Below are 12,556 nucleotides of genomic sequence, written 5' to 3' on the forward strand. Positions count from 1 at the left end.
GAACGGCACTCGAAAATTTAATTACTACGTCTATGTCAAGACTAACGGAGCCTTGAACAACAAATAAGGCCTCTCAACTAGCCAGTTCTAATTAATATGAAGCCAACCCACTAGTTTCTTACTAAAAATGATTCAAATCAGAACAATAGAAGCAGGACTTATCAAAAAAATAGGAACTCTAGCCAGAATTATTTTGGTCATTTTGACACCATCTATCACCTATGCCAACTTCATAGGTTACGCCGGTGCCGAGACTGCTCCAAATATCGCTGAAATTGAAGTTACTGGAGATAAACTGCAAATCAGATTTGAAATATCAGCGGAAGATGCCGAAAAGTTCTGGCCTGAAATCCTTCCCACAGAAAGTATCTATGAACTGGCTATAGCCGTCAAAAAGCACAAAAAATTTGCTGTTAAAATTTTTACCGAAAAAAGGGAAATCAAACCGACAAATTCCGAAATTCGCATCGCCGAAAGAAAACCAAGAAACTCCCCCTTCGCTGGCAAGCTTGATCCACGCACTGGTCTTAGAGCGCCCAAGCTCCCAGATGATGAAATTATTTTACTGGCAAATATAGAATATCCTATCAAGGGGGTAAGTCATCTGGATATCCAACCCCCGCTAGGAAATGATGGAGAGGCAACAGTTACAATCGGATTTACCAGTCAACACGGTAAAACTCCAGTCAGTAATTTTCAATACTTATCTCGGACAGAATCTCTCAACATTGACTGGAAAGACCCCTGGAATACCAAATTTTCCAACCACAGCCTCAACCGCCAAAACCGCTATCCATTGCAATCTTTCCTCTATGTAGAGCCACGCCAAATTCGACACGAAATACTATTGCGCCCCAAAGATTTACTACGGTGGACTGATCAAAATTTCAATGCCTGGCAGCCATTAACCACCAAAAAACGTGAACTTCTTCGCCGCACAACCTTGAAATACCTACGGGGCAAAAACCCAACTACTATCGACCGTGAGATATCCGAACCAATCAGCACTGAAATAATATTCCTCAAAGCCAATGAGGCAGGCTATACGAAAATAACTGAAGATGAATCAATAGAAATCGGCTCCCTACTTATCGGCTACAGGGAAAGATTCAAAATTAAAGAGCTGCCTCAGAGTGTCAGTATCGACTGGACTATTTTTACCGATGCTATAAACTCGGTACCAACACTGATTCAAGACCCTGCAGGCCCCTTTCCCACCCATGTTGCGCCTGATTTTCCAGATATACAATGGCGCAACTACTTATACGACTACCGTGCTCCCAATAGCGGTCCAGTACTCATTAAAAACCCCAGCGCCGTAATCCCAATGGCAGTGCTCTTCGGGTTTTGCATTTTTATTTTCTTCATCCTGACTCTTCGCACTAGAAGAGTAGAGGCGAAAAACAAGCACCATATCCTATTTTACAGTATTGTACTTATTTGTGCAGGAGCTATTTACTATACCCTCCCAGGAGAGCTACGCATCCCCTTGCCTGGGACGGTCAACAAAAAAGAACTTGAACAAATGGTAGAAATACTTCTTAAGAGGCTGGCCGCTGCATATGAAGAACCCCAAACTGAAGCATTAAACACCCGCTTATCTAATCTTATTAGCGACGAAAATTTCAAAAACACCACTACCAACCTTTCACATATTTTTCAACCAGTGACTTCTAGCGGAAATTCGGGTTCGTTGCGCTCAATCAATAATCTTGAAGTAGAATATGCTAAACATATAGTTATCAATGGGAATAAGGCGTTCAGAATCACCAGCAAGTGGCAAGCAACTGCAGAGGGTTACAATTGGGGGCAGATAGAAAAAAAAACGCGGGAAATAAGGGCAAATATTGAAGTTATTCAGTCAGACAAGCACTGGAAGATTTTCGCATTTACCTCTCTTTCTATACGTTAACCAAAACAGTCACTTTTTATTGAGCACAACACTTACCACCTAAGCCAGCTAAAGATCTACGCCCATATGGGCGCAGATTTAACTATATAATCACCTGTTCCTGTTTCAGCCTGATTCAGAGGTATAGGAAGCTGTTTCAGCATCGCCATCCCCATTGTCATTTATTATTTTATCAATAATCTTAATAATAGTTTTTATAAGGCCACCATTAACTTCCTGCATTTCATTGACCGTGAGCTCTTTCATAAGTAAAGTCCTATATTTAAATTAAGGGTATTTCCGTTTATCTAAGCAACTCCAGAAAATGCACTGGATAATACAATCCGCCTCCCTGCAGACCTGACCGTCTCCGGCCTATGAGCAACCAGTACTCTGGTTATGGCAAGTCCTTTGATATGGTCATTAACCAAAGATTCTGTAGCCGTATCCAAGTGACTAGTTGCTTCATCCATGAACAAAATGCGCGGTACACGATAGAGTGCGCGTGCCAGCACAATTCTCTGCTTTTGCCCACCACTAAGGCTGGTACCCATATCACCAACCAAGGTATTGTATTGCATGGGCATATACATTATCTCATCGTGAATACATGCCTTTTTCGCACTACGAACTACTTCCTGCATATCTATCTTGGGTTCAAAGCAGGCGATATTGTCGCTAATGCTACCTGCAAGCAGTTGATCATCCTGCAAAACTCCAGCTATCTGACTTCGATAGTGAGGTATTTGCTTTAAAGGCTGACCATCGATCAGGATCTCCCCCGCTGTCGGCTGCAGCAAACCCATCATGCACTTTAAAAGAGTACTTTTACCGCACCCGCTTGGGCCTACAATGGCAACAGTTTCACCGGGTTCTATTGTAAAGCTCAAATTTTGAAAGGCTGGTGTTTCCGCTTCACCATATTGAAAAGTAAGATTACGCACCTCAATTTTACCTTGCAGAGGTCCACTCCGATCAATTTCCACTCTACGATTACATACTTCTCCCATTGACTCAGTCTTAGTAAAGACAATGTCAGACAATCGATCCAAATGTAAACCAAGCATTTTCAACTCTATCCACTTTGCGATTAATGCATCCATGGATTGTACAAAGCGGTTCTTGTAGCTCATATAGGCATAAAGCATACCAATAGTGAAAATATTACCCATCACTGCTATTGCAGCAAAATAAATCACCAAAAGATTTTCTATACCAAACAACAAACGGTTCGCCGTTTTATAGCCAATATTCCAGCGAGTGATGCGAATATCCTTATTAATGGCATCGACCAAATAGTTTTGCCACTGACTTTGACGATCATTTTCACGCTGAAATAATTTAATTGTCTGTATGGCTCGCACCGACTCCATAAAGTGTGAATCATGCTTTGCCTGCACAACAATTTCCTCTTCAGTAAGGAGATGCAATGGGCGATACAGCAATACTCGCAAGATAATATAAAGCGCAACCGCCAATAGCACAATTAACGTTAGCTTCATATCATAAAATATCATAGCGACGAGTGTAATGAGAGCCATTATTCCGTCCACAACTGCAGCAACCAATCCTGTGGTAAGCAACTCACGTACTTTGTTCAGGGAACCAAAGCGAGAGACTATATCGCCCATATGTCGGGTAAAAAAATAATTCATCGGCAAACGAATCAGGTGGCGAAAAAGATTTGCTGCCATTTGTACATTAAGCCGACTAGAAACATGCAGAATGACCCATTCCCTTAACGCATTCGTACCAACTTGTATCGCCAGTAACAAGCCAAAACCCATAGCTAATACCAATAGCAGGCTTTCATCCCCTCGCAAGATGACATCATCCACCACGGTTTGCATATAGAAAGGGGAAACTACAACAAACAATTGCAGTATCAATGACAGTATCAATATCTGGCCCAAACTACGTTTTAGCCCACTGATAGACGACCAGAAATGACGTAGCTTAAGCTGTTGACGGTCCTCCCCCAGTTGAAATTCATCTGTCGGCAAAAGTTCCAGAGCAACACCAGTAAAGTGTTGGGCAAGCTCCTCAAGGGACAGTATCCGCTCCCCCATTGCTGGATCATGAATAACGGCAGTACCGCGCTGTAATGACTTGAGTACCACAAAGTGATTCATATCCCAATGGAGTACACAGGGACACTGCAACTCTTCCAACTCCTCCATTTCAAGTCGCAGTGCACGGCCCGCTAAATGTAAGCGATCAGCGATATCTACCAGGGTCTTGAGGTTGATGCCATGATTGGAAATATGAAATCGGTGGCGCAGACTAACAAGGTCAGTATCATAACCATGAAATCCCGCAATCATCGCCAGACATACCAATCCACACTCCGCAGCCTCCGTCTGCAAAATTACCGGCAATTGGCGATGTACAGAGAAATTCAAATGGGTTTCCGCTCGCCCATTATTTACCGATGACCATGCGCTGGTTTCCATTACAACCGCCCCTTTAAACTATAAATTGGTTCCAGCAACCACTCTAATAAGCTTCGCTCCGACAGATTCACATCGGCAGATAAAGTCATACCTGGCTTGAGTTGAAAGCGTCGCCCGTAGGCATTAACCGAAGGATCAGCCAGCTCTACAATGACCTTAAAAACCGGCTCATCCACAGCTACAGGTACACGATGTAACTCATCAGGCAGAAGAACAGTGTCTGACACTTCCAGTACAGTGCCGACATAGAGACCAAATTTTTGGTAAGGGAAGGCATCATAGCGAATTTTCACTTGCTGGCCCGGACTGAGAAAGCCCGCTGAGCGTACAGATACCAGCAATTGTGCCGTTAGTATATGCCCCTCCGGCAACAGTGATAAAACTGGAATATGGGTTTGCGTCTGTTGCCCCTCGAACGCCTGCAAATTACTAACCACTCCTGATCGGGATGCTTTAACGATATAAGCTCGCTGACCATGCAATTTAGCTATTTGCTGGGCTAGGTCTGAGAGCCTTGTTCGCAATTGATCACTACTATTAGCGTATTCTTCGGGGAGTAGTAATCGATCTCTTTCAAGCCTCTGAATTTGATTGCGTAAATTAACCCGACTCCGCTCAAGCTCCTGTCGATCGACATATAGCTCCAACTCCTGGGCAATGGTGGCATCCAGTTCTGAAGAGGATACATGACCATCTAGCTTTAGAACACGGTAACGTTCTACCTGCTCAGCCACTAACGCAGAATGTCGGGATTGCAATTCTATCTGTTTTTCAAGTAGTGCCAGATCCTCCCTACTAGCATTAATACGCTCATCTACATCATGGAGTTGTTGACGATAAATCTTATCGCCGCGCTCAAGCTGCTCATTGACTAGCTTTTGTTGACTCTCATATTCAGTCAATAATAAGGCCTCGAGGTTCTTTCCGTCAGCTAATATCCGATCTCCATTTACCACTAGCAGTGGTTGGCCTTTAATCACCCTATCACCTTCGCGCACCAGAACCTGTTTAATAATGCCCGAACGCTCAGCATAAACCCGCACCAATCCAGAGGCTGGCTCCAACCAGCCAGTTACGCTCTCCTTGCGAGCATAACTGCTAATAGCTAACCAGATAAAGACAACTGCTATCCAAATTAGTAGCAGCGCGAGAATAGCGGTATGTGAAAAACGCGGCAGGAGTAAAACCCCACCGTGCAAGCGATCCACTTGCCTTTCTACAACTTGCTGGCGAAACAGTCCTGTCACCACAATTACCTTATTCCAGGTTAATTATTTAACGGTCAGATTTTTATCTTCACACAGCAATGCTGTCAACGAAGTAAAACCAAAAACTTTATAACAACCGTCCCAGTAATGTTTCTGATAAACCGGGGCCCTCATCTATTGATAGGCTTTTTAGCGAGGTTAGATCCGCATACTAACACCAGAATTCAACCTTTAAAAATCTCAAAAATTTAAAGCCATTATCAACCCTGACTCCATAAGAAAATCGCCTTTAAATTTTTATTTTTTTATTGTTTATCTATCAAGCCAGATATAAATACATCCAAAAAACTCAGGCATCTCATTCGAAGATCTATTCCAGGGGGAACGTTTTATAAAAAGAATATTATTGCCAGATTCGCGATTAAATCACAAACAGAATAGAAGTGAATATACTTCACCAACAAGCATCATAGGAGTACCAGGAAAACGGATTCTCCAGTCAGTATTTATATATTATCCAAACCTAATAATCAGGGATCACCAACGCCATGTAGCGGCTATATAGGGCCCATGCTGGTCAATATCATAGGCAAATTTTCCATCTGGAAGTCTACTGGAATAGTCGATACTGTAATACTGGTAACCCAAACGTAAGGACGTTGCTTCCCAAGCACGCCAGTCAAGTCCGACCAGTAGATTCCATTGCAATTCGTCACCGCTGGCACCAAAACCTCCGATTTCAGTGCGCGCCCCCAGAGTAAGACAATCATTCAGCCTGAGCCCCACTCTGGTGCCTATAGCTGGTTCCCACCAGCTCTTGCGGCCTCCCAGCCGGTTTCGCACTTCAGGCATCGGGGCAATATCAATTCCTACCCTGGCTTTCACCTCCTGCCGGAGACGGTTCCAGCGTACACCCGCACCGACATCCCAAAAATAACGGTGGTCACCAGTGGCAAAACTCCCATCTAATAAACGAAATGCACCAAATGCAGCAACCCACCCCTGATGTACATCCACATTTACATCAATATTGATGTCTATATCTAACTGTGGATTTCTGGGAGGGCGTATACTAGCCCCCTCTTTTAAATTCAGGTGTACATAATAAAGATCGGTAACTACGCCAAAGCGTCCCTTCCAGGCCTCAAGCCGGGCAGAAAAAGCCACATTTAGAAGTTCCAGGGTTCTCTTCAGGTTGAGATCAACATCCACTGTGGTTCCAGCCACTGTAGACTCACCCTTGGTACGCAAGGGCAGGAATAAGTATGGCGTGACGGCAAAGCGCCAGCCGTTTTGAGTCGAGACTCTAGGAAGGGAAGGCGTATACGGCACAGGAAGGTTTTGGAACTCAATTGGTACCGAGCTAGCACTTAGTTCCTGTGATAGAGGGTATTGTAACTTCGACTGAGCCAGGGCAGTACAGCAGATAAACAAACTCCCCAGCCCACAAATACATTGCGCCGCCTTAGTTGCCAACACTTTCTCCTTCTTTTATTGCTCACTTTCTACAGCTCTGCAATTTCGTCGATGGATTTATTTAGAGTAGATCGCGGCCGTAACATCAGTTACACAGATGCGACAAACGGGAAAAGGCCAATGAAATTCCTGTACAGGAATGCCCGACTTTAGAAGAGGATATCCGGAGAGGGCCGTCGCGCCGAAGTATTGACGCGACGGCAGAGCACACTGCTAGTAGCGCGGTGAGCCGTTTAATCGTTCGTTTCAGGACGCATATGCGGGAACAGCAGTACGTCGCGAATCGATGGAGAGTTGGTAAACAGCATTACCAGACGGTCGATACCGATGCCCTCACCAGCGGTGGGCGGCAGACCGTATTCCAGCGCGCGGATATAATCGGCGTCGTAATGCATGGCTTCGTCGTCACCGGCATCTTTCTCCGCAACCTGGGCCTTGAAGCGTTCGGCTTGATCTTCCGCGTCATTCAACTCGGAGAAACCGTTGGCAATCTCGCGGCCGCCAACGAAGAATTCAAAGCGGTCGGTGACAAACGGGTTGTCATCATTACGGCGAGCCAACGGAGACACTTCGGTTGGATACTCAGTGATAAAGGTCGGCTGGTCGAGACGGTGCTCTACAGTTTTCTCGAAGATCTCGATCTGTACCTTACCCAGGCCCCAGCTGTCTTTCAGTGGGATTTGCAGCTTCTCGGCAACGGCGCGGGCGGATTCAATATTGTCGATATCGGCCGCAGTCAGTTCCGGGTTGTAGTGCAGGATGGAGTCGAATACAGACAAACGCGCGAACGGCTTGGAGAAGTCGTAGCTGCTGTCCTGGTATTCCACAGTGGTGGAGCCCAGAACATCCTCACAGATACCGCGCAGCATCTTCTCGGTGAGATCCATCAGGTCGTTGTAGTCCGCGTACGCCTGGTAAAACTCAAGCATGGTGAATTCGGGGTTGTGGCGCGTGGACAGGCCCTCGTTGCGGAAGTTGCGGTTGATCTCGTAAACCCGCTCAAAACCACCCACGACCAGGCGCTTCAGGTACAGCTCCGGGGCAATACGCAGGTACATATCGATATCCAGCGCATTGTGGTGAGTGACGAACGGGCGCGCGCTGGCTCCGCCGGGAATAACTTGCAGCATGGGCGTTTCCACTTCCATAAACTGCTGGCCGTTGAGAAAGTCGCGGATATACTCGATCACTTTAGAGCGCACGCGGAACACTTCGCGGGCTTCCGGCGTGGCGATCAGGTCCACATAGCGCTGGCGATAACGCATTTCCTGATCGGCGATGCCGTGGAATTTTTCCGGCAGCGGGCGCAGTGCTTTGGTCAGCAGGCTGTACTCTTCACAGTTGACGTAGAGATCGCCCTTGCCGGATTTGTGCAGTGTGCCTTTTACGCCGACGATATCGCCGATATCCCAGGCACCGAAGCGCTCTTTAATATCTTTCTGTGCCGCTTTATCGGCGTAGAGCTGGATGCGGTCAGACACATCCTGGATCACCATAAAGGGTCCGCGTTTAGCCAGGATTCGCCCCGCTACGCACGCCCGTTTACCCAGTTCTTCCAGCTCCTCTTTCTGTTTATCGCCGAACTCAGCTTGCAGGTCGGCAGCGAGGTTCTCGCGGCGAAAACTGTTGGGGAAAGCATTGCCCTTCTCGCGCAGAGCGGAAAGCTTGGTGCGGCGCTCGGCGATCAGTTTGTTTTCGTCTTGCTGGATATCAGTCATGGTGATCTATCAGTTTTGTGAGTGATATTACCCCTCGTCCCATTAGTGAGAGACGAGGGGCGCGGTGAGAGTGGAGACTTTAAATCAGAGGCCGGCTTTGAGGCTGGCTTCGATAAATTGGTCCAGGTCTCCGTCCAGTACTGCCTGGCAGTTGCTGGTCTGGACACTGGTACGCAGGTCCTTGATACGCTGGTCGTCCAACACGTAGGAGCGGATCTGGCTGCCCCAACCGATATCGGCCTTGCTGTCTTCCATGGCCTGCTTCTCTGCGTTGCGCTTGAGCATTTCCTGCTCGTACATTTTCGCGCGCAACATTTTCCAGGCTTTATCGCGGTTCTGGTGCTGGGAGCGCTCGCTCTGGCACTGCACGACGATCCCGGATTCTGTGTGGGTCAAACGCACCGCAGAATCGGTTTTGTTGACGTGCTGACCACCGGCGCCTGATGCGCGGTAGGTGTCTTCACGCACCTGGGATTTGTCGATTTCAATCTCGATATTGTCATCGATTTCCGGTGACACAAATACCGAGCTGAAAGAAGTGTGACGGCGGTTGCCGGAATCAAACGGCGATTTGCGCACCAGGCGGTGTACACCGGTTTCTGTGCGCAGCCAGCCGAAGGCATGGTCGCCGGCAAAGTGCACGGTGGCACTCTTGATACCGGCCACTTCCCCCGCAGAGACCTCTTCCAGGGTGGTCTTGAAGCCGTGGGCTTCACCCCAGCGCAGGTACATACGCAGGATCATTTCCGCCCAGTCCTGGGCCTCGGTACCACCGGAGCCGGCCTGGATATCCAGGTAGGCATTGTTCTCGTCATTCTCGCCGGAGAACATACGGCGGAATTCCAGAATCCCCAGCTGCTGCTGGAGACCTTCGATCTCAGTGGAGACCTCCCCTACGGAGTCCTCATCATTTTCCTCGACTGCCATTTCCAACAGTTCGCGGCAATCGGCAATGCCGGAGTCAAGGTTTTCGATGGTATTAACCACCGTTTCCAGGGAGGAGCGCTCGCGCCCCAGTTCCTGTGCGCGGTTGGGGTCGTCCCAAACGCTCGGCTCGGCCAGCTCCAGCTCTACTTCGGTAAGGCGTTCTTTCTTGCTGGCGTAGTCAAAGATACCCCCTAAGAACGTCAGTGCGCTCTTCGAGGTCTTTTAATTGATTGAGGAGGGGATTGATTTCCATGAACTTTCGGTGTCCGGACAAAATAAAAAGCGGCGCGCATTCTACCGCAGCGCGCGGGGGTCCTGCCAGTCGACAGCTAATGAGATACCCATTGGATTAGCCTGGAAGCTGACCAGATAACCGATCCAGGATTGCGCACTCGGGTGAGTCGTTGCCGGCACAACTTTTCTCAAATGCCAACAGGGTTGTACGCATTTCGAGCAGGTCTCGGAGTTGCTCTTCCAGGTGGGATAGTTTTTCACTGACCAGCAGCTTGGTTTCCCGGCTACGCCTGTCGGGGTTCTCGCGCAACTCCAGCAAGGCCCGGACCTCTCCAGTCGAAAAACCGCTGACACGGGCCCTCTGGATAAAGCGCAGGGTTTCTACATCACTTGCAGTGTACTGGCGGTAGCCATTAGCCCCACGACTGGGAACCAACAGGCCAATTTCCTCGTAGTGACGTAAGGCTTTACTACTTAGGCCCGAGCTGCGGGCTGCCTGAGATATATTCACCGATAGCACCTACGGATTCCAAGGCTCACCAAACACCACAGCAAGCACTATTCAACAATTTCTAGGCGCTGTTATCGCGACATGCCGCAAATTGGTATTGCACCTGCTCGGCGGGATCGAAACCCAACTCCAACGCTGCATCTAAAGCATCCATACCAACGAGATGCAGCAATATATCTCCGGTAGGAGCCCCACACACTGCCGGGTACATCCTGTCAGTTCGCACGCCACAGCGGGACTCCTGTACCGCAATGCCATTCTCTCGTAATTTGGCCAGGCTCTGTTGTAGTGTCATACCTCCACCTTCACACTGCTTGCGACCGCTTTTGCGATAGACCCAAACCATCTCCCCCGGCCTCGGCGCGGGAGCGCTTGGCGCTACCTCCGGCTGGGTAGGCCCCGGGGTATTTTCAACTTGATTTTCCATTGCCTGCTCCTCCTTGGCACCGCCGCAGGCAGCCACGGCCACCACCAGGGTCAATGCAATCAATGCAGATAGTGTTGTTTTTACCATCGAACTTCCTCCATAAAACGACGACAGCCCAACTCAGGACAGTGCCAGCCAGACTCCCACCAGTAACATCAATGTACCGGAGATGCGATTGATCAAGCGCACATTCTCAGCACGTTCCAGCAGACGACTGAGTGCCTGACCACCTCCAGCGTAAATCAGCAGACACAGGGTTTCCAGCAACAGTATTGTGGCAAGCAGCACGGAGAGTTGCGGCACCAAAGGTTTACTTTGATTGATAAAGGGTGGCAATAAGGCAATGAAAAAAGCCCATCCTTTAGGGTTGGCCACAGCAGTAACAAACCCTTGGGCCACTAACGCTTTAGGCGAAGGCCGTACACGCATAGCCCCCCGGCCTCCGCCATCAATGGCGGCCAATTGCCCTCGCGAGCGCCACATTTGCACGCCTACCCAAGCAAGATAAGCACCGCCACAGTATTTGAAAACCTGAAATACTGTCGGGTACTGCGCCATCAGCACTGCAGCCCCAAGCACTGCAGCCAGAGCCACTAGGGCTACTCCCGCCAGCTCACCAACCATCATCCACAAGGTGTGGCGCACCCCCAGTGTAATTCCCAGGCTGAGCGCCAACATCATGCACAATCCCGGTGTTACCGAGGCAAAAAAACTGGCTGGGACAAAAAGCGCGAGTACAGACAGCTCCATTTTACTTCCTAGTGATGGGTACCATTGTGGTTACCGTAATGACTAACAAGCATTCCTGCCAACATAAGGCCACAACCGATAAGCTCACGGGCATTCAGCACCTCATTGAGGAATAGCCACCCCGCCGCCAGAGCAAACACCGCCTCCAGACTCATAATTACCGTGGCGTGGGAAGGCGCCGCATAGCGCTGGGCCAGCAATTGGAAAGTAAAGGCCAGTGCCGTGGAAAAAATCATCATATAGGCGATGGGCCAGGCTGCATCCACAGCCGACTGCATTGTTGCTTCTTCAGTGAAGAGGGATGCCAGGGCTGACAAAAAGCCGCATACCAGGAACTGGATACAGGCGAGACGCAATGCATCGTAGCGCTTCACCAGATGATCGGCCGACAACACCTGTATAGCGAATACGAAGGCACTCGCGAACACCATTAAGTCACCGATTAATTGCGACTCTTCAGCAAAGTCCGCCAGCCAATAGAGGCCGAAAAGGGCAAGAGCAATGCCCACCCAAGTCCAGCGATTGGTTTTGTGGCCGAGGGACAAACCGATCACTGGCACCAATAGCAGGTAGAAACCGGTAATAAACCCAGCCCGACCAGCGGTTGTGTAGAGCAAGCTCACTTGCTGCAGCGCCGCACCAAGAAACAGCCAGAAACCGAGCACAGCACCGCCGGGCAAACAGGCTTTCCAACGATGATTAACATGCTTGCCACCCACTTCACCGGGCTGGGAATCCCTGCGAGAAGACAACCAATAAACGATCGGCACCAAAATCAGGCCACCGAGAATAAAGCGCCATGCGTTAAATGCCAGCGGCTCAATATCCGCCATAGCGACCTTTTGTGGCACAAAGGCGACACCCCAGAACAGGGCGGCCAATAACAGCAGGACTTCAGCCTGGACTTGTTTCCGTTTCACTTCTTCTACTTCCAACGACGTTTTTAAGCACAGCCGCGAAT

The 12,556-nt window shown here is 48.8% G+C and carries 11 protein-coding genes; 1 reads left to right on the forward strand and 10 read right to left on the reverse strand.

Features of this window, described 5'->3' with window-relative positions; all coding sequences use genetic code 11:
- Window positions 1–127 precede the first annotated feature (127 nt).
- Window positions 128–1,912, forward strand: a complete 1,785-nt coding sequence (locus G367_RS0112575) for a hypothetical protein (protein WP_020413488.1) — start codon at window positions 128–130, stop codon at window positions 1,910–1,912.
- Window positions 1,913–2,017: 105 nt separating this feature from the next.
- On the opposite strand, the gene G367_RS25690 is transcribed toward G367_RS0112575, so the two are convergent.
- The 10 genes from G367_RS25690 to G367_RS0112625 form a co-directional block, all read right to left on the reverse strand.
- Window positions 2,018–2,158: a class IIb bacteriocin, lactobin A/cerein 7B family gene (locus G367_RS25690; RefSeq protein ID WP_020413489.1), complete on the reverse strand. Its 141-nt coding sequence runs from the start codon at window positions 2,156–2,158 to the stop codon at window positions 2,018–2,020.
- A 41-nt stretch (window positions 2,159–2,199) separates the two neighbouring features.
- Window positions 2,200–4,344, reverse strand: coding sequence for a peptidase domain-containing ABC transporter (locus G367_RS0112585; protein ID WP_020413490.1), 2,145 nt, complete (start codon window positions 4,342–4,344; stop codon window positions 2,200–2,202).
- Window positions 4,344–5,591, reverse strand: coding sequence for an HlyD family secretion protein (locus tag G367_RS0112590; protein WP_020413491.1), 1,248 nt, complete (start codon window positions 5,589–5,591; stop codon window positions 4,344–4,346). Before G367_RS0112590 ends, G367_RS0112585 begins: the two co-directional genes overlap by 1 nt.
- Window positions 5,592–6,089: 498 nt before the next feature.
- Window positions 6,090–7,031: a hypothetical protein gene (locus G367_RS0112595; RefSeq protein ID WP_245556692.1), complete on the reverse strand. Its 942-nt coding sequence runs from the start codon at window positions 7,029–7,031 to the stop codon at window positions 6,090–6,092.
- Window positions 7,032–7,261: 230 nt separating this feature from the next.
- Window positions 7,262–8,746 (reverse strand): lysine--tRNA ligase, encoded by a 1,485-nt coding sequence (gene lysS / locus G367_RS0112600; RefSeq protein ID WP_020413493.1) that lies wholly within the window; start codon window positions 8,744–8,746, stop codon window positions 7,262–7,264.
- Between the two features lie 84 nt (window positions 8,747–8,830).
- A protein-coding gene (prfB, locus tag G367_RS0112605) for a peptide chain release factor 2 (RefSeq protein ID WP_157533496.1) occupies window positions 8,831–9,926 on the reverse strand; the annotation gives its coding sequence in 2 pieces (ribosomal slippage) (window positions 8,831–9,853 and window positions 9,855–9,926; 1,095 coding nt in all).
- A gap of 96 nt (window positions 9,927–10,022) precedes the next feature.
- The gene (locus G367_RS0112610) at window positions 10,023–10,418 is read right to left on the reverse strand and encodes a MerR family transcriptional regulator (protein ID WP_026305094.1); all 396 of its coding nucleotides are present in this window, start codon (window positions 10,416–10,418) and stop codon (window positions 10,023–10,025) included.
- Window positions 10,419–10,479: 61 nt separating this feature from the next.
- A complete protein-coding gene (locus tag G367_RS25190; RefSeq protein WP_020413496.1) occupies window positions 10,480–10,932 on the reverse strand; it encodes a hypothetical protein in 453 nt (150 codons plus the stop codon).
- A gap of 33 nt (window positions 10,933–10,965) precedes the next feature.
- Window positions 10,966–11,595 (reverse strand): LysE family translocator, encoded by a 630-nt coding sequence (locus tag G367_RS0112620; protein WP_020413497.1) that lies wholly within the window; start codon window positions 11,593–11,595, stop codon window positions 10,966–10,968.
- An 8-nt stretch (window positions 11,596–11,603) separates the two neighbouring features.
- Window positions 11,604–12,515: a DMT family transporter gene (locus G367_RS0112625; RefSeq protein ID WP_026305095.1), complete on the reverse strand. Its 912-nt coding sequence runs from the start codon at window positions 12,513–12,515 to the stop codon at window positions 11,604–11,606.
- Between the last annotated feature and the right edge of the window lie 41 nt (window positions 12,516–12,556).

This window comes from Microbulbifer variabilis ATCC 700307 (assembly GCF_000380565.1).
Taxonomy (GTDB): Bacteria; Pseudomonadota; Gammaproteobacteria; order Pseudomonadales; family Cellvibrionaceae; genus Microbulbifer; species Microbulbifer variabilis.